Here is a 21,938-nt window from a genome sequence, read left to right as displayed (position 1 = left end):
TAGATGAGTACGGTTCTACAGAACCCGGATCATCGGGGTCGAACGAGTTCCCCGGACCAATCCACACGGCCCGTGACTCGGCCGGTACCTCGGCCGATCGGGGTCGAGCTGTCGCTGACCAGCGCGGCCAGCGCGGCCCGGTCGGTGAGCCCGAGCCGGGTGCAGGCGCGGTAGACGTGGCCCTCGACGGTGCGTACCGAGACGTAGAGCCTTCCGGCGATATCCCGGTTGGACAGCCCGGTCGCCGCCAGCGTGGCGACCTCGCGCTCGCGGCTGCTGATCTGCAGCGGTGCGACGCCTGCCAGCAGCGCCGGGGTGCGGGCACAGTCGCAGTGCTGCGCCAGCCCGCTCGCCCTGGCCGCGGCGAAGGCGGCCTGAGTGGTGGCACCTCGGGCCCGGAAGCGGACGGCGGCCTGGGCGGCTGCGTCGGCGGCCGGCAGCAGCAGATCGTGGCGCTCGAGCTCGGCGGAGACCGCCAGCAGCGCATCCGGGTCGTCGGCGGCCAGCGCGTCGGCATGCTCAGCGGCCGCCGACGCCCTCGGTCCGGCCACCGTCGCGGCGAGCGCGGCGAGTCGATCGGCCTGGTCGGTGGCGCCGAAGCACACGGAGGCGTGCCGGGCGAGCACCTCGACGGCGAACTGCCCGCACGACGCCGCCAGCTCCGCTGCGTGCTCGGCATGCGCAATGGCTTCCCCGACCGCACCCTCGGCCGCGCTCACCCAGGAACGGGCCAGGGCCAGCTCCGGCTCGTGCAGCCGAACGCACGGGTGATCGAACTCCTCCGCCGAGCAGAGCGCCTCCCGGGCGCCGAGCGCATCGCCGGCCATCCCCCGCGCAAGTGCGATCGCGGTCTCGAAGACCGGTGTCCAGGCGCCGCCATCGTTGGCTCGGAGTGCCCGGCTGCCCTCGAACAACCGCGCCGCCGTGCGCACCTGGCCCCGATCCAACGCGAGCCGCCCGGCCGCGGCGTCCCTGGCCATCACCGCGTGCTCGCCTGACATGTCGGCCAACGACTCGATGCAGTCCGTCGCGCGGTCGAGCAGACCGGCCAAGCCGAGTCCGACGACCTGCAGGTACCGCAGGTTCAGCCCCAGGATCGCCGTCTCCGGAGACCGGGCAGCAACGTCGATCAGCCGATCGGCCAGCGCAACGATCCGGTCGGCCCGGCCGGCAAGGCCGTGTTGGACCATGAGCGCGCAGCCGGCCCAGACCTGGGCGAACGGAGCCGCGTCGGGTGAGTCGAGGATGGGCGTGGCGAGCTCCTCGGCTTGATCGAGCCGGTTGCCGGCGGCGGCAAACGCGGCCCGCACCCCGCGCAGGTGGGCCGAGTTGATCCGCCCGACCTGCCCGACCTCGTTGAGCAGCGTCCACGCCTCGTCCGGGCGGTTTTGCTGGAAGAACAGGATGATCGCCCTCGCACAGGTACTCCGCACCCGCTGCTCGTCGTCGGTGGCGATCCGGATCGCCTCGGCGATCTCGGCCTCGGCCTCGTCGACGCGCAGCATCCACGCCAGCAGAAGCCCGAGCGCGAGCCGGGGCTCGAATCCGCCACCGCCGTCGCACGCCGCCCGCAGCAGTCGGTTGGCAAGCGGCAGGTCGGCCGCCGAGGCCGCCCTCGCGGCGGCCTCGGTCATCAGCGCCGGTTCGACCGTGCAGTCACCATCGAGAGCGAGCACCGCACGGCGCGTGGTGTCACCGGGCCAAGGAGCGGCCCCGGCGAGCGCCTCGGCTACCAGTCCGCGCACCCGCCAGGCCCGCAGCTGGCTGGTACGCAAGCGCACGGCGTGGCCGTAGAGCGGCTGAGCCAGCCGCAGCCGCACGTGCTGCCCGGACATCTCCGTCGCGACGAGTCCGCGCTCGGCCAGTTCGACCACTGAGGCCAGGTCGGCCGAGCCTGCCACCAGCTCAGCGCTCAGCGGCCCCCCGAACGCCAGCAACTCCAGCACCAGTCGATGGGCGGCGTCGAGCTGGCCGAATCGTGTCTCCACCAGGTCGGCGAGCACCGGGGTGATCTCCGGTTCGCCCGGCCATCGCCACTGGCCGACCCGCTCGATCAACCGCCCGGCCGCGCGCTCGCCGTGCACCAGATGGCGTAGCCAGAGCACGTTTCCCACCGTGGCGGCGTGCAACCGCCGCGCGCTCGCCGCATCCAGCGGACCGCCCAGAACCGTCTGCAGCAGGGTCGCGGTGTCCGCCTCCCCGAGCGGGGCCAGCTCCAGCCGCCCGAGCAGGTCGTCCTTCCACAGCGCGGTCACCGCGTCCGAGGCCAGCTCGCCGGTGCGCACGGTCACGACCAGGGCGATCGAGCGTTCAATGGCCAGGGTGTGCAGCAACGCCGCCGACGCGTCGTCGAGCAGGTGCGCATCGTCGACCACCAGCACGGCCGCCTCGTCACGTAGGGCCGCAGCCGCCTGGGCCAGTGACGGCACCTCCACCGACCCGTCGGCGCCGCCGAGCAGCACCGCAAACGCACCGAAAGGGATACCGCGGGCGGCCGCCGTCGCACCGATCCAGTGGCCGGAGCGTCCACGCCGACCGGCGTCCCGCAGGATCTCGCGGGCCAACCGGCTCCGGCCGACCCCGGCCGCGCCGGCCAGCACCACACCCCCGTCATCACGCAACGTGTTGATCGCCCGGGCCAGCTCGGTCTCACGTCCGGTGAGCGGCCAGCAGGTCCCGCTCATCGGTGTGGCATCGCTACGTCGCCGTTGCATCCCACCGCTGCTCCCAGTCCGAAATTTCTGAGGCACCCACCGTCGTTCGTCGGCGCCTGCAGGGCCACGTACCGCGGCTCGCTCGGTCTGCGTACTTCGACGCACTCCGCCGGGCGACCTCCAGATCCACCCAGCGCCCGACTGTGGGCATTTCTACCCATCCCGGAGGTGTCCTTCGCCCTACTCTTCGCCGCGACGTGGGACAAGCATTCGCTCACTGAGCCGACGGGACCGACGGCTCATGACCGGCGGGCAGCCGGGAGCGCCCAGACAGCGACATAGTTCAGCCAGGCCAGAGGGGATCCCTTCAGTCATGAAGGCATACGTAGCCATATATAGCTCAACGGGCCAACAGACCTTGACTGTCAATGTCGACGACTACGGGCAGCTGCAATTCGGTACCCCCACGAGGAATCATCACTTTGGAATGACGGGGGCCACGGACCACCGATGTCAGACTGAGCCAACCCACCATCCTCGGGATAGCCAGGCGCCGGGATTCCTCCGCCGCATGACATCAGCCATTGAATTCAAATTCTGATCGGCGTCATACGCGGGCCGAGCGAGACACTCGATGCGGCCCACCGGAAGTCACGAGGATCAACGATGACGGATAGCGATGTCGAACTAGATACTCGATCGACGGTTCCTCGCCGGATGACGGCCTGGCTGCGCCGTTACCTCCCGCTCGAGGTAGCGGGCACTGCGGCAACATTGTTGGGCGCGCACCTGACATACCGCCAGACCGGTTCACTTGCCGCGGCCGCGATCGCGGGAACGGTCGCGGAGAGCGTCGGCTACTACGGTCTTTCGGCGGCTCGCTCATGGACGACTTGGCGCCGCGCCTCACCCCGACCGGCACGACGCCGGCGATTGGCAATGTTCTGGTGTGTGTTGCGCGCAACGGTGCTCGAATTCGGACTGGCCGAGATAGCGGATGTGGGCGCCCGCACTGTCCTGCTCTATCTCTTGCCATCCGTCCTGAATGACACCACCAGTGGCTGGCTCGTGGGGAAGCTGCTGGCCGACATCGTCTTCTACGCCGTCGCCATTCTGAGCTTCGAGCGGCACCGGAGACTGATCGTTCCGGTTCGACTCCGCCCGCAAGGAGATTCCTGATGGACGTGACGCGTCGCGCGGCCCTTCGTCACGACCTGCGGGCCTGGGCCCGCAATGTCGATCTGCCGGACTTGATCCGCCGTCATGGGACCCCGCTGCTGGTCCTCCAGCCTGAACGAGCGGCTGCCCGGTACCGCGCCCTGCGTAGCGCGCTCCCCTTCGTCCGTTTCCACTACGCGATCAAGGCGCTCGACCATTGCGCGGTACTACGTGCCGTGCACGGGGCGGGGGGCTTCTTCGAGGTGGCGTCCCGCTCCGAGCTCGATTCCGTCCAGACGGTCGGCTCGGACCTGAGTACCTGCCTGTACACCCATCCGATCAAGCGAGCCTCGGACATCGACGACGCCTATCGTCGCGGCGTCCGCACGTTCGTGGTTGACAACGCCCGCGAGATCGAGAAGTTCATCGGCCGACCGGACGATATCCAGTTGCTGTTGCGGCTGTCGTTCCGTAACCCTGAGGCCAAGGTCGATCTGTCCGCGAAGTTCGGAGCGGCACCCGCCGACGCGGTCGATCTCATCGCGTACGCGATCGAGAACGGCGTCCGAGTGAACGGGCTGAGCTTCCACGTTGGGAGCCAGACCAACAGCACTCGACCGTATCGCACGGCCATCAGCCGCTGCCTGCGACTCATCGACCAGATTCGTCTCGGACTCGACCACGAGTTGGAGATTCTTGACATCGGTGGTGGCTTTCCCGTTGCCTACCGCGACGGAGTCTGCAATGCGGACGACATCATCGAGTCCATCAGGACATTGCTCGCACCGCACGCACATCGCCTTACCGTGCTCGCCGAGCCCGGGCGATACGTCGTCGCATCCTGCATGACCCTCATAACCACCGTGATCGGTGCCGGAACGCGACAGGCTGTGCCGTGGTACTACCTGGACGACGGAGTGTATGGCGGGTATTCGAATGTGGCGTGGGAAGACGTTCATCCGCCGATTCTCTCGCTGGACGAGCTGTGGGAGCATCCACTTTCTCGGGTGGATCCCCACTCACCGGCACTCGAGCCATGTGTACTCGCCGGCCCAACATGCGACAGCATCGACGTCATCGCGACGGATTATCCTATGCCGCACCTCACTATTGGTGACCACCTCATCAGCCCAATGATGGGAGCCTACACCCTGGTGACCTCCTGCGGATTTAACGGACTTCCGCCTCCTGCCGTCGTTCAGGCCAGAGGACGCCGAATTGACACAATCGGATCACTCAACGGCGAAATGACGCAAATCAATACATTAACCTGCAGACCGTGAACATTTTCGCGTCACACTTCGAGACGGTGACGAAAGCAAAGACGGCACGGGCGACGCTGGCGATCCAGAGAGGTGAAGTATCCATGCCGAACGCATCTGCCTCTCCGGCCCTCGTACCTTCCGCCCGGCCGCTCGGCTCAGGCGGCGGGCAGTCGGCGGACCTAGCTGGTAACGGGATCGGGCGGAATACCGCAGGTGGCGGCAGCGGCGCCGATTGGCAGGCAGGGTCAGCGGTGGGGCGCGGCAATGCGGATCAACGGGGTCGAGGTGTCCTCGAGGGCGCGTTCGACGTACTGGACACGGTGTCCCGTGTCCCGAACGGCGCGGGGTTGTCAGAGGTTGCTCGCAATTCCGGGTTGCCGAAGGCGACTACTCACCGACTCCTCGAGCAACTTGTCGACCTCGGCGCGGTGCAGCGCGACGGGCACCGATACTACGTCGGCGACACAATCGCCCAGATCGGACAATCCTGGCAGCCGCACCCAAAGCTGCGCCGGGCTGCACTCACACCGACTCGTACCCTGGCCCGGCTCAGCGCGGGCGCGGTCACAGTCACCGTCCTGCACAACAACGCCATGCGGGTCGTGACCAAAGCGGGCAATGTGTCGGGGCCGCTGCCGCAGATGGCTCCCACCGAGGAGTTCGTCGCGCGCACCGCTGCCGGCCGGATAGTGCTCGCCGCCCAGCCCCATCGTGACCCGCCAAGAGGGTATACCCGTCCGGAATGGAAACGGGTGCGCGACAGCCTCTCGCAGCACGCAGCGGTTGCGCTCGACCACCAGGAAGTACTGCCCGGAATATTCTGTGCGGCGGCCGGAATCACACTACCGGGCGGGACCGTCGCCTCGATCTGCGCGATGATCGTCAACCGCACCCCACCACCAATACTGCCGGACCTCCTAATACGAGCTGCACGGGAGACCACCCACAATCTTACCCATCAATAACGACAGGGCATCAATGTCGGACGGACCCCGGAACTGCTTGCTCCTCATGACGTTCTCAATGTCGGAACTCAAATTTTGATGGGCGGGATCGCAGAGATGCGCAACACAAGAGGCCTATCGCTGAATGGTCAGCGAAGGAGCGACCCGGAGAAAGACAGATCCGCAAGAGCCACCATGGCCGCCGTCATCGGTATTGCCAGACGCCGCTCGTGACGCCCTGAAATGACATCCACCGCCGTCGCCGAACCGGGACGCGGACTTCCTCGCCGACGCCGACGTGTTCAACGTCCGGCGGGTTCCCGGTCCGCACCTGGCCTTCGGTCACGGCATCCACCACTGCCTCGGGCACCAACTGGCCCGGATGGAGATGTCGGTGGCCGCCGGCGATGTTGAACAACCTGCCGAACCTGGAGCTGACGGCCTCGGAGTCAGAGTTGACCTTCCGGCCGAATGGTCCGGCGAATGGCCTGCGCACCCTGCCGATCACGTGGGGGTGATCACGTGACACGGCGGGCTCGACGGAGCCGGCCGAACCCCAGCAGGCTCTGCGCCTCCCATCGAGGACGACATCTGAACCCGGCAGGACTGGGCCCGTGCCACCGGGCTCATCGTAGGGAGAACCCGCTGGTCGGACCGGTGGCCGCTCCCTAGAATCCGGCGGGTGCGGCTGCTGGAGCGGGACCATCCCCTGCGGGTGCTGCTCGAGCGCGCCCGCCGCACCGCCGAGGGACGAGGCAGCCTCGTGCTCGTCGCCGGTGAGGCCGGCATCGGCAAGACCGCCCTGCTGCGCGCGTTCGCGGAGCACATCCGAGGCAGCAGCCCACCGCTGTGGGGCATGTGCGACCCGCTCAGCACACCCCGCCCGCTCGGCCCGCTGCGCGACGTGGCCGACGAACTGGCCGCGGAGGTGTCCGCGCTGCTGTGCGCGTCAGCCGTCCAGCACGAGATCTTCACCGCCGTCCTGGCCGCCCTGCGAGTCCGGCCGCGAGTACTGGTCGTGGAGGACCTGCACTGGGCCGACGAGGCGACCCTCGACCTCGTGCGGTTCCTCGCCCGCCGGATCGTCGGCCTGCCGCTGCTTCTGGTGCTGTCGTACCGGGACGCGGTGGGCCCGGACCACCCGCTGCGCCCGGTCCTCGGCGACCTGGTGTCCGCCCCGGAGGCGCGGCGACTGCAGCTGGCCCCGCTGAGCCGGACCGCCGTGGCCGAGCTGCTGGCCGGCCACGGCGTGGACGCCGACGATGTGCACAGGCGCACGGCCGGCAACCCGTTCTTCGTCAGCCAGATCGTGGCCCAACCGGACTCGCCGCTGCCGGAGAGCGTCCGCGATGCCGTCATCACCCGAACCGCCGGGCTCACCGCGGCCGACCGGCACTGGCTGGAACTGCTCTCCTGCGCCCCCGACGGGGTCAGCGGCGAGCTGCTCGCGGCGTTGGAGCTGCCCGCCCCGACGGTCGAGACGCTCGCCGCCACCGGACTGGTCGACCGGCGCGGGGCCGGCGTCGCGTTCCGCCACGAGATCGCGCGCTCGGCGGTGCTGGACGGGACCGCGCCGGGTGTGGAGTCCACGTTGCACGCGCGCATGCTGGAGTCGCTGGAGCGGATCGGCGCCGAGCCCAGCGTGCTCACCCACCACGCCGCGGCGGTCGGCGACGGGCCCCGGGTGCTGCGGCACGCTCCCGCGGCGGCGGCCGGGGCGGCCCGTTCGGGGGCACACCGCGAGGCGGTCGCGTTCTACGAGACCGCGCTGCGCCATGCCGGGGACGAACCTGCGACGCGGGCCCCGCTCCTGGAGGCGCTGTCCAACGAGCTGTACTACGTCGACCGGCTGCGGGACGCGATCGAGGTGCGCACGCAGGCGCTGGAGCTGCGCCGGGAGCTGACGGACGTGGTGGCGGTCGGGGCCGCCCACCGGTGGATCTCCGACTTCGCCTGGTACGCGGCGGACCGTGCCACGGCCGACCTGCACGACCGGGCGGCGGTGGAGATCCTGGACGGCGCCGGGGACCACCGGGAGTTCGGCTTCGCGCTGGCGAACCGGGCCTACCTGGCCGCGCACCGCGGCGACGCGACCGAGGCAATGCGGTTCGGCGCCCGGGCGGAAGCCATCGCCGATGAGCTCGACGACGCGCCGCTGCGGGCGTCGGCCACGGTCGCACTCTCCGTCGCGCGCCTGCTCGAGGGCGACATGGCCGCACGGGCGGGGCTGTTCGCGGCACGGGACACCGGTCTGCGGCACAGGATCGACGAGCTGGCCACGGCACCGATGAGCAACCTCGCGCACCTCGACGTGGAGGACGGTCGGCTCCAGGACGCCGACAATGTGCTGGTCGACGCCCTGCGGCTGAGCACCGAGCGCGGTATCCCGATCTGCACCGCCTGGCAACGCGGGGTGCAGGCCCGGCTGCGGCTGTTGCAAGGACGCTGGGCGGAGGCCGAGCAGGACGCCCATGCCGTGCTGGCCTCCGGCGACATCCCACTGGGCCGGCTGTGGCCGCACCTGGTGCTCGGCCTGCTCACCGTTCGCCGGGGCGCCCCGGCCGAGAACGAGCACCTCGACGAGCTGTGGCGGCTAGCCACCCGTCTCGACGAGCCCGGCAAGCTCGCTCCCGTGGTGGCGGCGTTGGCCGAGCAGTCCTGGGTCACCCGCCGCCCCGATCCCCGCCTGCTCGGCGCGACCGTGGCCACCCTGGCGGAGCTGCACTTCGCCGGCCGGGACACGGCCCTGGCCCCGCTGCGCCGGTGGACTCGCCGGCTGGCGGACGCCGACCTGCCGCATCTGGCGTGGCCGGGACCCGACACCGACCCGCCCGCCCCCGCCGACCAGCCCTATGAGCAGGCGCTGCGGTCGTGGGACGCCGGTTCCCCGGCGGACCTGCTCGCCGCGCTCACCGTGCTGGACGATCTCGGGGCGCGCGCGGTGGCCACCCGGGTGCGGGCCCGGCTGCGCGAGCTCGGGGTCGCCGGGGTGCCCCGCGGTCCGGCCGCGGCGACCCGGTCCAACCCGGCCGGACTGACCGCTCGGCAGCTGGACGTGCTGGACCTGCTGGTCGACGGGCTGAGCAACGCCCAGATCGCCGACCGGCTGGTCATCTCACCCAAGACCGCGGACCACCACGTGTCCGCGATCCTGGCCAAGCTGGAGGTGCGTTCCCGAGGTGAGGCGGCCGCGGCCGCCCGCCGGCTCGGGGTCTAGAGCGCGGTCAGGCCTTGCCGGTCTGGGGGCCGATCACCGCCGCGACCTCCACCACGACGTCGGCCGGGAAGCCGCCGCGCTTGGCGTGCTCGCGGATGGTGTCGGCGTCGTCGGTCTCGTGCACGCAGTAGATCTTGTCGCCCGCCACGTAGCTGTGGTGCCAGATGTAGGCCACGCCGAGCCCGTCCACGACCTGGTTGGAGTTGGCGGAGATCTCGCGGAGCTGCTCGGACGTGAGCTGGGACGCGCCGGGGATGTTGCGTTCGATCACGAAGGTGGTCATCGTCGTCCTGTTCTTTCGGTCGGTAGTTCTGTGAACAGGGAGAACGTTAGGAGCGCAGCGCCTCCGGGCGCGTCGGTAGCGTTCCCCATCTCCGGCCGCGGATCTCCCCATCTCGGCGGGGCCGCGCCCTATCCGCCACCCGCTCAACAGCCTGGTCGACGCCGGCATGCTGGAGCGCCACCAGTACCGCGAGGACAAGCCGTGGTTCGAGTACCACCTGACCGAGATCGCCTCGGAGCTGGTCCCGGCGTGGGTGATGATCGCCCGGTTGGCCGATACCCGTCGCTCCGGGTCGCCGAGGGAGCTCGTGCACACCCGGTGCGGCGAGCCGACCAACCCGGTGCTGACCTGCTCGGCCTGCCACGACCCGATCGCGGGCGACGAGTTGGCGTACGCCGAGCGCGGCGCGCGGACGGGACCGCCCCAGCGATAGAGCGCCGGCCACACTCCTCGGCCGGTCAGGAACGCTGGATGCGGGCGCTGATGTTCATGCCGGGGATCAGCGACTTTCCGGCGGTGTCCAGCAGCGTGATCTTCACCGGGACGTACTGGATGACATCGGCCGGGGCGGTGCCGGGTAGGGCGCCGTCGGCCAGCGCGGGGTGGAACTCCCCGGCCGTCGAGCCCTGCACGACGTCCACCACCCCGGTCATACCGACGCCCGGGAAGGCGTCGACGGTGATGTCGACGAGCTCGCCGGGCCGGACCGAGGCGATCTCGGTGGAGTCGACCCGGGCGGTGACGTAGATCCGGGCCAAGTCGTAGGCGGTGGCCAGCTCGGTCCCGGCCCGCACGTAGGACCCGCCGACCACGTCGTTGACCACCACCGTGCCGACCCCGGGCGCGAACACCGGCCACGCCGGCCGGGCACCGCCGCCGACCGACCGGATGCGCCCGACCACCTGGTGGGCCCGCAGCGCGGAGCCCTGCTCGATGAGCCAGTTGCTGACCACGCCGGTGGTCGGCGCGTTGATCCCGATCTTGTCCCCGTCGACCGTGGCGTTGTCGGTCGAGACGTAGTAGCGACCGGAGAGCAGGTAGTTCCCGCCGAATGCGGCCACCTCGACGAGGCTGGCCACCGCTACTACCGCGAACAGCACCTTGCTGGCCAGCGGCAACCGGCGCCTCGACCGGGCCAGCGCGCGCCGCCGCCGCTCCGCGCGGGTGGTGGCGAGGTGGGTCGCCGTCACTGCCGCCAAGGCCAGCACCAGCCAGCCGAGCGTGGCCAGCGCACCACCCAGCCAGGTCGCCAGCCGAGGCTCGAGCGCCCCGGAGAACCGCTCCACCAGGCCGAACGACGACCAGTCCGCGAGCGGTCCGAGCCAGTCGAGCCCGGCACGCGCCCCGGGTGCGACGAGCACATCCATCTTCCGATGGACCCACCGACCTCGCTGAACCGGCGGTTCGATCGTCGCTTCACCTCGTGTGATGGCGGGCGTAGTGCTGGGCGAGGAGATCTTTGCCGTAGTCGTTGCCGTGCGGTTCCCGGACGATGGTGTGCACATGGAAGCGCTCGGGCTCGGCGTTGTCGAGGAAGATGCCCTGGTGGTTGTCGTACTCGATGAGCATCACCGGTGAGTGGGCACGCCCGGACCGGCATGTCGCGTGGCGCGCTGACGAGACGCCACTCGATGTCGGAGCGGTGCTCGATAAGGCCTGTGGGGTCACGCGCGCTACTGGGTTGGGGTGGCCGCGCGTCGAATCAGGTCAACCCGGTGGTCAGGATCGCTGAGCCTTACCAAACAGGGCAGGGACTATAGGCGGGTCGCATGCGACGCATCCGCTGCGCAATACCAGGTTCTGTAGCGGAACGACTCAACGGTGATCGACCCACGGATCGTTTGCCGGACGGTCCGGGGCGCCACGAGCGGGCCAGGCGGTCTTTCGGCAACCTGTTCAGCGGCTATGTGCTCTGCGTCGGCCCACACTGAGGCCGCCGTGCAGCGGACGCGCAAGACAAGCAGCACGATCGCGCATTCACGCCAGATGGAAGCGAAAACACCGGCCGGCAATTTACACATCGTTTTCTCTACGAGGCTTGTCTCTGTTGCCCCAGAGGCCCACGCTTCATGAGCCTTGACCGCCCTGGCCCCTGGCGGACCTGTCCACCCGACACCGCCGGAAGCCATCGATGCAGCTCACACTCGTCCACCAGGATAGATCCGGACTCCGAACATCGTGGGGGCGGGCATGACACTCGAAAGCGCCACTGCCCCAGATCGACAACCACCATCGCGCCTCGAACAGATCCCAGACCACACAACGCTGGATGCGTTGATCGCCAGGTTCAATACCTGGCTAACCCGCCAGGACGTGTCGCCCCAGCGGCGACACTGCTACAGCGCCCACGCCGAGCAATACCTGCGATGGCAAGCCGGCGGACCCGACCCACATGCCGACCGCACCCAGTATCGCTACTTCACCCTGCTGCACCGCAAAGGGGTCAGCGAAGTCGAGATCGGCATGGTCCGCACCTCCCTATCGTTACTGGGACGCCATCTGATAACGGCCAAGCGTGCGAACTGGACCCGCCCGGGCGGATAACTCTAAGTCAAAGGTCGTCACCAGTTCCGTTTCAGCCGCCATCGGGGGTTCGCTAGGCCGCGACCTGACGGAGTCGCTGGTCCAGCCAGTCCCCGACCGCCGTGGTCAGCGCCTCGAGCGCCGTCTGCCGGTCGTAGGGACGTGGAATACGTGATCGGCCTGGTGGATCTCGACCAACTCCATGCCAGCTGGCAGCGCGGGGAACTGCGCTGGACGGCCGAAGGGGTCGCAAGGGCTTTCAGGTCCCGGGCGGTCCGGCAGGCGACCTGCGAGCCCGCGCTGCGTCCGCCGGCGATCATCGGCAGCCGCGCGGACTCGAAGCGTGGCCACAGTTCCCGCCACACGGTGTCCAGAATCGTCGGCCCGGACAGGCTGGGATCACCGACAACGCGGTAGGGCTGTTCGACGAGCGCGACCGTGATCCCCCGAGCCGGCAGCGTTTTCGCCAGCGCTTGCAGGTCGGGGGCCTCGATGCCGGTTGCCGTGCCGTGCCCGACCGTCAGGATGGCCCGTGGCTTGCCCTAACGGAACGAGAGGACTTCATTTCAACTCCTGTCCGGTGAATTGTGCGGAATTTCTGCGATCGGCCATCTCCTGAAGGAAATCGGTGACCTTCGCGCGAATCGACGGAGTGCCGGGAATGATGTGACCGCCAGCGTGCTCAAGGACGATCGGCGACGTGAACCGCTCGGCGAGCACACGCGAGTCCGCCGCCGGCACGATCCGGTCAGACGTCCCCATGATGTGCAGTGATGGCAGTTGATACCCGGCTCGCGCGGCGAAGAGCGGCTCATGCTCCGGTGCTCGGCTGCGAAACCCGCCTACCGCGATCGCGAAGTCGAACGACAGCGGGGTGGCATCGGTGGGCCGACCGTCCGGCGCGCGCATCCCGGGCAGCAGCCCGACCAGAGCGGCGCCCTGACTGAAACCGAACACACCGTCGAAACGCGGTTCACCGGCGAATACCTGGACCAACCAGTCCCGAGTCCGCTGCCAGCCGCGGAACCCCTCGCGATAAGACGTGAAATTGCCGTGCCACCAGCCGAAGTCACCCTCGGCAATGGACGGCGCGTCCACCGGGACACAGTCGGCCTCGAGCCCGTGAAACAGCGGATCCATCTGTTGGCGCAGAATCTGCTTGTTGCCCTGATAACCGTGCAGGCACAACAAACGAAGCCGTTGCATGGCTGCTCCTGTTTCTCATACCGACGCTTTGTGATCAGGCAGAGCCTGCCGGGCGTCTCGTCATGTGTCCAACAAGTAGTTAGACTAGTGTTGATAAGTTCTGTGCATGACGATCTCGTTGCGCCAGCTCGAGTACTTCGTGACCGTGGTCGACGAGGGGTCGTTCACCAAGGCCGCGGACGTGCTGCACGTCAGCCAGCCAGGCCTGTCCCACCAGATCCTCGCGCTGGAACGCCAGCTGGGCGGCCCGCTGCTCGAACGCCTGCCTCGAAAAATCCGCCTCACCCCAGCCGGGCGAACAGTCCTCCCCCACGCCCGGGCCAGCCTGGCCCACGCGCAGCGGGTGAGCAGCGCCGCCAAGCGGGCGTCCGGCGTCGTCGCCGGCGAGCTGCATATCGGCACGTTGTTCTCCATCAGCGTCGGCGTGCTGCCGGCCGCCCTGGCCGCGCTGCGGCGCGACTATCCCGAGATACGTGCCCACCTGGTCGAGTTCCGGCACACCCACGACCTCATCGCGGCCATGGACGCGGGCCTGGCCGACCTCGCGGTAGGACCGGTCCCGCTGGAGTGGGAGGGACCCATCCTGCCGATCGGTGTCGAGGAGTTCGTAGTCGTCGGCGCGAGCGGTGACGACTCGCTGGCCGGCCAGTCCCACGTGCGCATGGCCGATCTCGCCGACCGCGAGTTCGTGCACTTCACCGCACACAGCGGCCTGTCGGACCACCTGAATCAGGCATGCGCCGCGGCCGGCTTCCAACCCAAGATCTCCCTACGCACCGAACAGGGCCCGTCCGCCATCAACATGGCCCGCGCCGGTCTCGGGCTCACCCTCGTGCCCAGCAACATCATCCCACCAGGTTTCGACGGACTCGTGCTCCGGCCCGACCCGCCCGTCAACCGCGAGCTGTGCGTGTACACCCGAGTCCGCCCGGACCCGGTCACCGCCGCGTTCGTGGCGGCCATCGCCGACCAGGCCACCATCGCTCCACAACATCTCCTACGGTGACGCCACGACCTGCGCCGCCGGCCGACTGCCCGCTAGGCCGGACCGGCGTGCCGGCGCGGATCCGGGACCGTGCGGATCTCCAGCATCATGCAGCCGGGACCAGTCCGGTAGGGGCCGTGCGGCATGCCGGGCCGCCGTGAGGCGTAGTGCCCGGCGCCGAACGTGCTGCCCAGCGTGAGGTCGGTGAGCTCGCCGGCGAGCAGGTAGACCTCCTCGTGGAACTCGTGGCGGATGACGCCCTTGGCCGAGGTGTCCAGGCCGGGCGACCAGCGGGCGATCCGGGTCAGCGTGATGCCGTCGTCGCCCCGGCTGAGGATCCGCTCCGCCACGCCGGGCGCGCTCGGATCCGGCCGCCAGGGCACGGTCTCGGCGTCGAAGAACTCGAACTCCTCGCGCACCGGCTCAGCCGATCGGTTCGGGCAGCTGGTCGACGGTGTAGGCCAGGCTCAGCGTGCGGTCCGCCACCGGGTCGTGCAGCTCCACCCGCCAGCCGTCGGCGAACTGCTCGACCCCCGGGACCATCGCCACCGTGCCGGAGAGCAGCACCGTGCCGGGCACCAGCCAGCCGCACGAATGCAGCACGTCCAGCCAGTACGCCGGCGGGAGCAGCGCCTCCAGGGTGGCGTCCTGGATGAGCTCCTCGCCGGATGGGTGCTGGACCCAGGCCCGCAGCCGGATGGCGTCCAGGTGATCAGCCACGTCGGCGAGGCGCCAGGCCTCGGCGCCGAGAACGTCCAGACCGGCGTTCTTGCTCCAGGCGACGCCATGCACTTCCAGGGCCCGGTCGGTGTGGTCGCACGCCACGGTGAGCAGTGGATCGGCCGGGTCCTCGCCCACCACGAGCGCCCACTCGGCCTCCCCCGAGGTGCGGCCGTGCTGCGCGGGCACCGCATCCACCTGCGCGGCCAGGTACGGCGCGACGGGGTACAGGGCGGGCGTGACCGACGGCGCCGGCACGCCCAGCTCGGCCAGCTCAGCGACGTGCTTCGCCACCTCGTCCTGGGCCCGCCCGGTGTAGCCGGCGTTGAACAGCCTGGCCACTCGGACCGCGCGGGCGGAGCCATCGGGCAGGGCGAACTCGAGCGTGGTCATGTGGCCTCCGCGGGTGGTTGGGCATGTCGGGCGATGGTTTCCATCTCGTTTCGTCCCCGGCTGCCTCTTGCGTATACTGCGAGTATACAGCAAGCATAATGAGGTACACCGCTGGCGAGCCAAACGGAGTCCCGATGACCTCACCCACGAACCCACCTGTGGACCGCCGGTCCTTGCACAGAGCCTTCCTTGCGAGCCTGTCCGGCACGTCCCTGGAGTGGTACGACTTCACCGCGTACTCCGCCGCGGCCGCGCTGGTGTTCCCGAGGCTGTTCTTCCCGGCCGCCGATCCGCTCACCGGCACCCTGCTGGCCTTCTCCACCTATGCCGTCGGGTACGTGTCCCGGCCGCTGGGCGGGGTGGTGTTCGGCCGGCTGGGCGACGTGATCGGCCGCAAGCAGGTACTGGTGCTCACCCTGGTGCTGATCGGCGTGGCCACCTTCCTGATCGGCGCACTGCCCACGTACGCCACCATCGGCATCGCCGCGCCGATCCTGCTGGTCCTGCTCCGGTTCGCCCAGGGTGTCGGGGTCGGCGGCGAGTGGGGCGGCGCGGTGCTGCTGTCGAGCGAGTTCGGCGACCCGAAGCGGCGCGGGTTCTGGGCGTCGGCGGCGCAGGTGGGCCCGCCCGCCGGCAACCTGCTCTCCAACGGCGTGCTCGCCGGCCTCACCGCCGCGCTGTCCGACGCCGCGTTCCTGTCCTGGGGGTGGCGGGTGACCTTCCTGCTCTCCGGCGTGCTGGTGGCATTCGGCCTGTGGATCCGGCTGAAGCTGGAGGACACCCCGGTCTTCCGGGCGATCCAGGACGCCGGCGACCGGTCCGAGACCCCGATCAAGGACATCTTCCGCACCGAGCGGCGTGGCCTGCTCACCGCGGTGCTGAGCCGGATCGGGCCGGATGTGGCGTACGCGCTGTTCACCGTGTTCGTGCTCAGCTACGGCACGACCCACGGCTTCTCCCGTGGCCAGGTGCTGGCGGCCACCCTGATCGGCGCCGTCCTGCAGCTGGGCCTGATCCCGCTGGCCGGCGCGCTGTCCGACCGGATCAACCGGCGCGGGCTGTACGCGGTGGCCGCCGCCGGTGCCGCCGTCTGGCCGTTCGTGTTCTTCCCGGCGATCAGCGGCGGCTCGTTCCCGCTGCTTGTCCTCGGCGTGGTGGTCGGGCTGGCACTGCACTCGCTGATGTACGGGCCGCAGGCCGCGTTCATCATCGAGCAGTTCTCCCCCCGGCTGCGCTACACCGGCAGCTCGTTGGGCTACACGATCGCCGGGGTCTTCGGCGGCGCCCTTGCCCCGCTGGCGTTCACCGCGCTGAACGGCCACTACGCCAGCTGGCTGCCGGTGGCGTTGTACGTACTGGTCGCGTGCCTGCTGACCCTCGCCGGACTGGCCCTGGGGCGGGACCCGCGCCCGGCCGAGGACGAGGCCTACTTGGCCGGGGCGGTCACGCCTCGAGCAACACCCGCAGCGTGAGGGCCAGGTGCTCGTCGATCGCCCGCATCGCGGCGGGCTCGTCGCCGGCGGCCAACGCCTCGACGATTCGCCCGTGCTCGCCGCACACCGCGCGCTGCCGGTTCGCCGAGCGGAACAGCGCGGCCACGCCGACCCGGCGCTGCCGGACCCGCAGTCCCGCATACGTCCGGGTGAGCATGGTGTTGCCGGCCGCGTCGACCAGTGCCTGGTGGAAGACCATGTCCCGGTCGATGAACGCCGTCGCGATCTCGAGGTCGCCGTCGTGCCCGCCGGTGGCCAGGCTCTCCTGCTCGGCCAGTACCTCGCGCAGCGCGGCGAGCGGGACCGCGCGCTCGGCCAGTACCCGGCTGGCCGCGTGCCGCTCCAGGACGCCGCGCAGCTCCATCAGCTCCCGAATCTGCCGGCCGGTCATCGGCGGCACGTACGCACCTCGACCGGGGAGCATCTCAATGAGGCCGTCGGCAACCAGCAGCAGCAGTGCCTCACGCACCGGCGTCCGGGACACCCCGATCCGACTCGCCAGCTCGACCTCGTTGAGGAACGTGCCCTGGGCGCTCGGGTCGACCAGCACCGTCTCGCGCAGGTAGTGCAGCGCTCGATCGCGACCGGACTCACGCGTAACGGGCATACAATACGTATACAGCACAGCACCCAGGAAAACGGAGGCAGCCGGTGCGCATCGCCCTCGCCCAGATCGTGTCCACCCCGGACCCGGGGCACAACCTCGGTCTCGTCGAGGAGCAGGTCCGCGCCGCGGCCGCGAGCGGCGCGCGCTTGGTGGTGTTCCCCGAGGCCACCATGTGCTGCTTCGGCGTATCCCTCACCCCGGTCGCCGAGCCGCTGGACGGCCCCTGGGGGTCCCGGGTGCGCGAGCTCGCCGCCGACGCCGGCCTGACCGTGGTGGCGGGCATGTTCACCCCCGCTGACGACGGGCGGGTGCGCAACACCCTGCTGGCCACCGGCGGCGGGGTCGAGGCGGCCTACGACAAGATTCACCTGTTCGATGCGTTCGGGTTCGCCGAGTCCGACACCGTCGCGCCGGGAACCGTGCCGGTCACGGTCGACGTCGACGGCCTCACCGTGGGCCTGACCACCTGCTACGACCTGCGTTTCCCGGGGCTGTTCCAGGAGCTCGGCAGCCGCGGTGCCACGGTCATCGTCGCCCCGGCGTCCTGGGGGGCCGGACCGGGCAAGCGCGAGCAGTGGGACCTGCTGGTGCGCGCCCGCGCACTGGACTCCACCGCGTTCGTGGCCGCCTGCGACCAGGCCGACCCGGCGACGGTCGGCCGCGACGCCGGCCGGGCCCCCACCGGGATCGGTGCGAGCGCGGTCGCCGGCCCGCTCGGCAATCTCGTCGACCAGCTCGACGACAAGCCCGGCCTCCTGGTGGTGGACGTCGACCCGGCCGAGGTGGACGCCGCCCGCAAGACCGTGCCCGTGCTGGCCAACCGCCGGTTCTGAGCAGCTGCCGGCGCTACCGCCCGGCGCCTTGCCGTCGGTCCGCCGGTCGCCTGGCGGGTTTCCAGCATCGTCCGGCTCACCGCGGGAAGTTGTGGAGGAAGGACTCGACCAGGCGGTCGGTGAAGTCCGCGTCGACCGACTCGTCGGTCACCAGCACCCGGTAGTAGAGCGGCCCGACCAGCTGGTCGGTGGCGGTGACCAGGTCCAGGTCGGCCGGTAGCTGGCCGCGCTGTTGGCTCGCCCTCAGCGCCGGCGCACTGAGCGCCGGCGCCATCCTGACCGGCGTCTTCGCGCTACATAGTCATCGAGCCGAGGGGGCCGGTTGATTCCCGGTCATGTGCGCGGCGGCCGCGTCGAGCAGCCGCTCGGCCACCGCGACCTCGTCCGAGTTGCGCGGCGCGTAGACCAGCACGTACGTAGCTGGCAGGCCCGCGGCGCGGCCGCTCGCCGGATGCAGCTGACCCCAGCCGCGCTCGATGGCCGCGGCCGCGTCGGCCGGGGCCAGCACGACGTGCAGCGAACCGTCGGCGTGTACGTGGCCGATCTCGCCACCGGAGATCTCGTCGTCGGGGTGCACCGGAAGGCCGGGCGCGGTGAACGCCGCGTCGTTGTGCTTCTCGAAGTAACTCCGGCGTTCGGTCAAGGTCTGTCGGATACCGACAAACGCGGCAATCGTGAGCGCGGAGACGAACCCCGGCTCCGGGAATTGATCGAGCTGACGGTGCGGGATCGGATAGTGCGCCACCATCGGTCGCGGTCCGGCCCGCACGGGCAGCGGGTCACCGAGGTGGCCGGTTCCCGTCAACCCGGTGGTGCCGAACGGATCGACCCGCCACGTTCGAGCCCGCAACACAGCCATGACGAGCCAGCCACGAGGGGTGTGGGGCAGCCCACCAGGCCCCAAGGCCAGCCACCCCCGGTAGTCCCGCACCACCCAAGCGGTGGCAAGCACGGCCCCCGCCAGCGCCACCGGTGCCCTCAGACCGGGCCGTCCACGACGAGCCTGGATATCCCGCCCGAGAGTCATGATCAGCGCAGCTCCGTTCATGTCCGATGCTCAATCATCCCTAACACACCGGACGCCAGGGGCTTCGAGGAGGCCGCGGACATCGCCGAGGGGGTAGTCACCCCTCGAAGCGGTAGCCCATGCCCGGCTCGGTGATCAGGTGCTGGGGGTGCGCGGGATCGGGCTCCAGCTTGCGGCGCAGTTGGGCCAGGTATACCCGCAGATAGTTGGTCTCCTTGTCGTACGCCGGGCCCCAGATGCCGTGCAGGAGCTGACGCTGGCCGACCAGCCTGCCCCGGTTGCGCGCCAGCTGTTCGAGGATGCCCCACTCGGTCGGCGTGAGATGTACCTGGGCGTCGTCACGGATCACCTTCTTGGCCGCCAGGTCCACGCTGAAGGCGGCGGTGCGCACCACCGGCTCGCCGTCCACCCGGGACGCCGCCGCCCGGCGCACGGCGGCCCGCACCCGAGCCAGCAGCTCGGCCATCCCGAACGGCTTGGTCACGTAGTCGTCCGCGCCGGCGTCCAGGGCGTCCACCTCGTCGCCGGCGTCGGTTCGGCCGGACAGCACGATGATCGGCACCTGGGTCCAGCCCCGCAGCCCGGCGATCACCTCGGATCCGTCGAGGTCGGGCAGTGCGAGGGCGAGCACCACTACGTCAGGGCGACCGTCCGCGGCGGCCCGCAGCGCGCCGGCGCCGTCGATGGCGGTCAGCACCTCGTAGCCCCGGGCGGTCAGGTTGCTCCGCAGCGCGCGAAGGATCTGCCCGTCGTCGTCCACCACCAGCACCCGGGTCACCGTGGCACCGCCCGACTCTCGCCGGCGGGGGCGGGCGGAGCTACCGGCACGGAGATCACCACAGCATCGTGAACACTCATCTGTTCGCTCATGTGGTCGGGTTGCCTCCGGTGTTTGGTCGGCCAGCGGGCCGAAGCCTCGGCGTGACGGTCGGCTCACTGGGCCGGATCACGCGTCCGCGGCCAACCCTCCACAGATCGCGACCGGATCGGACCCGGGGAACGCCCCAGGACACCACCGGGTTTCTACGGGCGAACGCCCGCACCGCCGGGGTCCGGAGGGGCGCGCCGTCGGCTCAACCTGCCACGAGCACCCGGCCCACCTCGGACGTTGTACCGGCGCAGGTTGCCGCCGATCGACTCCGAACTAACCGGCCTGGCTGGCCAGCTCCTCGGCCCGCACGCCGGCGGCATCGAGCAACGACGCCGCCATGGCCACACCGACACCCCCGAGCGCCTGAGCCCGTACCACGGCCCGGGCGCTGGCGCCGTCGAACACCATCGTCAACTGGACCGCCAGGTACTCCGGGTCAGCTACTCCGGCGGCGTCCAGTTCGGCCTCGAAGAAGTCAGTCAGCCGCTGCTTGAGATGCCGCGCGACCACACTGCCGGGGTGCTCGGGGTTCTTCAGCTCGATCGCGGTGCTGACTAACGGACAGCCGAGAAAGTCGTCACCGGCCAGCAGGCGATCCTGCCGCTCGAACACGGCCAGGATCCGCTCCCGAGGCGTGCCCCCGTCCTCCGCACCCGGCTCGAGGGCGCGCTGGTACCGAGGGCCGAGGTTGGCCAGGCTCTCGGCGATCAGCTCGTCCTTGGACCGGAACAGCTGATACATGGACTTCTTCGAGACCCCGGCCGCCTTGCACAGCGCGTCCACACCGACGTTCACACCGTCGCGGTGGAACAGCTCGCCCGCCGCCTCCAGCAGCCGCTCGCGAGGTGTCGCCTGGGTCGTCACGCCACCGAGAGTACCGGCTCGGCTTGCACTTGGGAACAGATCGGTTTACGGTGAAGAAACAGATCGGTTTCCATCAGTCTTTGGAGCTCAGCAGATGACCACACTCGAAGGCGCCGTCGTTCTCGTCACCGGCGGCAACCGCGGAATTGGCAAGGCGATCGTCGACGACCTACTCACCCGGGGCGTCCGGAAGGTCTACGCGACCGCCCGCGACCCGAGGCCGAGCACCGACGACCGGATCGTGACCCTGCCGCTCGAGGTCACCGACCAGGCCTCGATCGACGCGCTCGCGGCTGCCGCGCCCGACGTGACAGTGCTGATCAACAACGCCGGCAGCAGCTCCCCGGACACCTACCTGGACGCACCGATGAAAGACATCCGGAGCGTCTTTGAGATCAACTTCTTCGGCCCGCTCAACCTCACACGCGCCTTCGTCCCGATCATCGAGCGCAACGGCGGCGGCCACATCCTGAACGCGCTCTCGGCGCTCTCCTGGGTCGCGTGGCACGGTGCTTACGCCGCCACCAAGGCCGCGTTCTGGCTGCAGACCAACGCGATCCGACTGGAACTTCTCGACCGCGGCATCGGCGTCACCGGGCTGCACATGGGCTACGTCGACACCGACATGACCGCCGCGGTGACCTCACCCAAGGAGAACCCCGCCGACATCGCCAAGGCGGCGCTGGACGGGATCGAGGCCGGCGCGTTCGAGGTGCTCGCCGACGAAACCTCCCGGCAGACCAAGGCCGCCATGTCCGGCGACATCACCAACCTCTATCCGCAACTCACCGCCTGACCCCACTTCGTTCGGCCCAAGTCGCGGCACGAGGAGCCGGCAGATGCGCTCCACGAGGTCTTGCCGGCTCTGCGCCACCCAGTCGATGTGTCGGGCCAC

At 69.8% G+C, this 21,938-nt stretch carries 24 protein-coding genes; 11 read left to right on the top strand and 13 right to left on the bottom strand.

Annotated features, from left to right (window positions below; all coding sequences use genetic code 11):
• Positions 1-29: 29 nt before the first annotated feature.
• Positions 30-2,684, bottom strand: a complete 2,655-nt coding sequence (locus ACTXG6_RS16990; RefSeq protein ID WP_445188779.1) for a LuxR C-terminal-related transcriptional regulator — start codon at positions 2,682-2,684, stop codon at positions 30-32.
• 636 nt (positions 2,685-3,320) lie between these two features.
• Between ACTXG6_RS16990 and ACTXG6_RS16985 the strand changes: the two genes are divergently transcribed.
• From ACTXG6_RS16985 to ACTXG6_RS16975, 3 genes are read left to right on the top strand one after another with little or no spacing between them, the layout of a single operon-like run.
• Positions 3,321-3,833: a hypothetical protein gene (locus tag ACTXG6_RS16985; protein ID WP_445188778.1), complete on the top strand. Its 513-nt coding sequence runs from the start codon at positions 3,321-3,323 to the stop codon at positions 3,831-3,833.
• Positions 3,833-5,095 carry a type III PLP-dependent enzyme gene (locus ACTXG6_RS16980; protein ID WP_445188777.1) on the top strand — a complete coding sequence of 421 codons (1,263 nt, stop codon included), beginning with the start codon at positions 3,833-3,835 and terminating at the stop codon, positions 5,093-5,095. Before ACTXG6_RS16985 ends, ACTXG6_RS16980 begins: the two co-directional genes overlap by 1 nt.
• Positions 5,092-6,042 carry an IclR family transcriptional regulator gene (locus ACTXG6_RS16975; protein ID WP_445188776.1) on the top strand — a complete coding sequence of 317 codons (951 nt, stop codon included), beginning with the start codon at positions 5,092-5,094 and terminating at the stop codon, positions 6,040-6,042. The genes ACTXG6_RS16980 and ACTXG6_RS16975 overlap by 4 nt, the downstream gene beginning before the upstream one ends.
• A gap of 184 nt (positions 6,043-6,226) precedes the next feature.
• On the opposite strand, the gene ACTXG6_RS16970 is transcribed toward ACTXG6_RS16975, so the two are convergent.
• Positions 6,227-6,439: a hypothetical protein gene (locus ACTXG6_RS16970; RefSeq protein ID WP_445190357.1), complete on the bottom strand. Its 213-nt coding sequence runs from the start codon at positions 6,437-6,439 to the stop codon at positions 6,227-6,229.
• On the opposite strand from ACTXG6_RS16970, the gene ACTXG6_RS16965 reads away from it, so the two are divergent.
• Positions 6,353-6,547: a hypothetical protein gene (locus tag ACTXG6_RS16965; RefSeq protein ID WP_445190028.1), complete on the top strand. Its 195-nt coding sequence runs from the start codon at positions 6,353-6,355 to the stop codon at positions 6,545-6,547. The two genes, ACTXG6_RS16970 and ACTXG6_RS16965, sit on opposite strands and share 87 nt — an antisense overlap.
• Before the next feature lie 156 nt (positions 6,548-6,703).
• Positions 6,704-9,238 (top strand): ATP-binding protein, encoded by a 2,535-nt coding sequence (locus ACTXG6_RS16960; RefSeq protein WP_445188775.1) that lies wholly within the window; start codon positions 6,704-6,706, stop codon positions 9,236-9,238.
• Between the two features lie 7 nt (positions 9,239-9,245).
• Here ACTXG6_RS16960 and ACTXG6_RS16955 read toward each other — a convergent pair whose 3' ends face one another.
• A complete protein-coding gene (locus ACTXG6_RS16955) occupies positions 9,246-9,521 on the bottom strand; it encodes a DUF4242 domain-containing protein (protein WP_445188774.1) in 276 nt (91 codons plus the stop codon).
• 166 nt (positions 9,522-9,687) lie between these two features.
• On the opposite strand from ACTXG6_RS16955, the gene ACTXG6_RS16950 reads away from it, so the two are divergent.
• Positions 9,688-9,954 carry a hypothetical protein gene (locus ACTXG6_RS16950; RefSeq protein WP_445188773.1) on the top strand — a complete coding sequence of 89 codons (267 nt, stop codon included), beginning with the start codon at positions 9,688-9,690 and terminating at the stop codon, positions 9,952-9,954.
• A 25-nt stretch (positions 9,955-9,979) separates the two neighbouring features.
• Here ACTXG6_RS16950 and ACTXG6_RS16945 read toward each other — a convergent pair whose 3' ends face one another.
• Both ACTXG6_RS16945 and ACTXG6_RS16940 read right to left on the bottom strand, forming a co-directional pair.
• Positions 9,980-10,888, bottom strand: a complete 909-nt coding sequence (locus tag ACTXG6_RS16945; protein ID WP_445188772.1) for an efflux RND transporter periplasmic adaptor subunit — start codon at positions 10,886-10,888, stop codon at positions 9,980-9,982.
• A gap of 49 nt (positions 10,889-10,937) precedes the next feature.
• Entirely contained in the window at positions 10,938-11,189 is a 252-nt protein-coding gene (locus tag ACTXG6_RS16940) for a DUF3500 domain-containing protein (protein WP_445188771.1), read from the bottom strand.
• Positions 11,190-11,711: 522 nt separating this feature from the next.
• On the opposite strand from ACTXG6_RS16940, the gene ACTXG6_RS16935 reads away from it, so the two are divergent.
• A complete protein-coding gene (locus ACTXG6_RS16935; protein WP_445188770.1) occupies positions 11,712-12,065 on the top strand; it encodes a hypothetical protein in 354 nt (117 codons plus the stop codon).
• Positions 12,066-12,605: 540 nt separating this feature from the next.
• Here the strand turns inward: ACTXG6_RS16935 and ACTXG6_RS16930 are convergent.
• The gene (locus ACTXG6_RS16930; protein WP_445188769.1) at positions 12,606-13,250 is read right to left on the bottom strand and encodes a hypothetical protein; all 645 of its coding nucleotides are present in this window, start codon (positions 13,248-13,250) and stop codon (positions 12,606-12,608) included.
• Positions 13,251-13,356: 106 nt separating this feature from the next.
• Between ACTXG6_RS16930 and ACTXG6_RS16925 the strand changes: the two genes are divergently transcribed.
• Positions 13,357-14,256: a LysR family transcriptional regulator gene (locus ACTXG6_RS16925; protein ID WP_445188768.1), complete on the top strand. Its 900-nt coding sequence runs from the start codon at positions 13,357-13,359 to the stop codon at positions 14,254-14,256.
• A gap of 32 nt (positions 14,257-14,288) precedes the next feature.
• Here ACTXG6_RS16925 and ACTXG6_RS16920 read toward each other — a convergent pair whose 3' ends face one another.
• Entirely contained in the window at positions 14,289-14,654 is a 366-nt protein-coding gene (locus ACTXG6_RS16920; RefSeq protein WP_445188767.1) for a cupin domain-containing protein, read from the bottom strand.
• Positions 14,655-14,658: 4 nt separating this feature from the next.
• On the bottom strand, positions 14,659-15,348 hold the full coding sequence (locus ACTXG6_RS16915) for a DUF2848 domain-containing protein (RefSeq protein WP_445188766.1): 690 nt from the start codon (positions 15,346-15,348) through the stop codon (positions 14,659-14,661).
• Between the two features lie 134 nt (positions 15,349-15,482).
• Here ACTXG6_RS16915 and ACTXG6_RS16910 point away from each other — a divergent pair, with 134 nt between their 5' ends.
• Positions 15,483-16,820 (top strand): MFS transporter, encoded by a 1,338-nt coding sequence (locus ACTXG6_RS16910; protein WP_445188765.1) that lies wholly within the window; start codon positions 15,483-15,485, stop codon positions 16,818-16,820.
• Here ACTXG6_RS16910 and ACTXG6_RS16905 read toward each other — a convergent pair.
• Entirely contained in the window at positions 16,792-17,448 is a 657-nt protein-coding gene (locus ACTXG6_RS16905; RefSeq protein ID WP_445188764.1) for a GntR family transcriptional regulator, read from the bottom strand. The genes ACTXG6_RS16910 and ACTXG6_RS16905 overlap by 29 nt on opposite strands.
• 44 nt (positions 17,449-17,492) lie before the next feature.
• On the opposite strand from ACTXG6_RS16905, the gene ACTXG6_RS16900 reads away from it, so the two are divergent.
• Positions 17,493-18,281: a carbon-nitrogen hydrolase family protein gene (locus ACTXG6_RS16900; protein WP_445188763.1), complete on the top strand. Its 789-nt coding sequence runs from the start codon at positions 17,493-17,495 to the stop codon at positions 18,279-18,281.
• 76 nt (positions 18,282-18,357) lie between these two features.
• Here the strand turns inward: ACTXG6_RS16900 and ACTXG6_RS16895 are convergent, their stop codons facing one another.
• The 4 genes from ACTXG6_RS16895 to ACTXG6_RS16880 all read right to left on the bottom strand — a co-directional run bounded on the left by ACTXG6_RS16895 (position 18,358) and on the right by ACTXG6_RS16880 (position 21,043).
• A complete protein-coding gene (locus ACTXG6_RS16895; RefSeq protein ID WP_445188762.1) occupies positions 18,358-18,555 on the bottom strand; it encodes a TetR-like C-terminal domain-containing protein in 198 nt (65 codons plus the stop codon).
• Between the two features lie 27 nt (positions 18,556-18,582).
• A complete protein-coding gene (locus ACTXG6_RS16890; RefSeq protein ID WP_445188761.1) occupies positions 18,583-19,140 on the bottom strand; it encodes a luciferase domain-containing protein in 558 nt (185 codons plus the stop codon).
• A gap of 265 nt (positions 19,141-19,405) precedes the next feature.
• Complete coding sequence (locus ACTXG6_RS16885) at positions 19,406-20,086, bottom strand: response regulator (protein WP_445188760.1); 681 nt, start codon at positions 20,084-20,086, stop codon at positions 19,406-19,408.
• A 366-nt stretch (positions 20,087-20,452) separates the two neighbouring features.
• Positions 20,453-21,043, bottom strand: a complete 591-nt coding sequence (locus tag ACTXG6_RS16880; protein WP_445188759.1) for a TetR/AcrR family transcriptional regulator — start codon at positions 21,041-21,043, stop codon at positions 20,453-20,455.
• 94 nt (positions 21,044-21,137) lie between these two features.
• Between ACTXG6_RS16880 and ACTXG6_RS16875 the strand changes: the two genes are divergently transcribed.
• On the top strand, positions 21,138-21,839 hold the full coding sequence (locus ACTXG6_RS16875) for an SDR family oxidoreductase (protein WP_445188758.1): 702 nt from the start codon (positions 21,138-21,140) through the stop codon (positions 21,837-21,839).
• Positions 21,840-21,938 lie beyond the last annotated feature (99 nt).

The organism is Pseudonocardia sp. Cha107L01 (assembly GCF_052566575.1).
The sequence above is the reverse complement of the archived record's forward strand: the minus strand, read 5'-3'. Positions and strand labels throughout refer to the sequence as shown.

Coding starts and splice junctions, on each gene's coding strand:
- ACTXG6_RS16955 (WP_445188774.1), bottom strand. CDS start 9,521: ATGACCACCTTCGTGATCGAACGCAACATCCCCGGCGCGTCCCAGCTC.
- ACTXG6_RS16945 (WP_445188772.1), bottom strand. CDS start 10,888: ATGGATGTGCTCGTCGCACCCGGGGCGCGTGCCGGGCTCGACTGGCTC.
- ACTXG6_RS16915 (WP_445188766.1), bottom strand. CDS start 15,348: ATGACCACGCTCGAGTTCGCCCTGCCCGATGGCTCCGCCCGCGCGGTC.
- ACTXG6_RS16925 (WP_445188768.1), top strand. CDS start 13,357: ATGACGATCTCGTTGCGCCAGCTCGAGTACTTCGTGACCGTGGTCGAC.
- ACTXG6_RS16910 (WP_445188765.1), top strand. CDS start 15,483: ATGACCTCACCCACGAACCCACCTGTGGACCGCCGGTCCTTGCACAGA.
- ACTXG6_RS16875 (WP_445188758.1), top strand. CDS start 21,138: ATGACCACACTCGAAGGCGCCGTCGTTCTCGTCACCGGCGGCAACCGC.
- ACTXG6_RS16890 (WP_445188761.1), bottom strand. CDS start 19,140: ATGGCTGTGTTGCGGGCTCGAACGTGGCGGGTCGATCCGTTCGGCACC.
- ACTXG6_RS16985 (WP_445188778.1), top strand. CDS start 3,321: ATGACGGATAGCGATGTCGAACTAGATACTCGATCGACGGTTCCTCGC.
- ACTXG6_RS16905 (WP_445188764.1), bottom strand. CDS start 17,448: ATGCCCGTTACGCGTGAGTCCGGTCGCGATCGAGCGCTGCACTACCTG.
- ACTXG6_RS16950 (WP_445188773.1), top strand. CDS start 9,688: ATGCTGGAGCGCCACCAGTACCGCGAGGACAAGCCGTGGTTCGAGTAC.
- ACTXG6_RS16990 (WP_445188779.1), bottom strand. CDS start 2,684: ATGAGCGGGACCTGCTGGCCGCTCACCGGACGTGAGACCGAGCTGGCC.
- ACTXG6_RS16930 (WP_445188769.1), bottom strand. CDS start 13,250: ATGCAACGGCTTCGTTTGTTGTGCCTGCACGGTTATCAGGGCAACAAG.
- ACTXG6_RS16895 (WP_445188762.1), bottom strand. CDS start 18,555: ATGGCGCCGGCGCTCAGTGCGCCGGCGCTGAGGGCGAGCCAACAGCGC.
- ACTXG6_RS16935 (WP_445188770.1), top strand. CDS start 11,712: ATGACACTCGAAAGCGCCACTGCCCCAGATCGACAACCACCATCGCGC.
- ACTXG6_RS16980 (WP_445188777.1), top strand. CDS start 3,833: ATGGACGTGACGCGTCGCGCGGCCCTTCGTCACGACCTGCGGGCCTGG.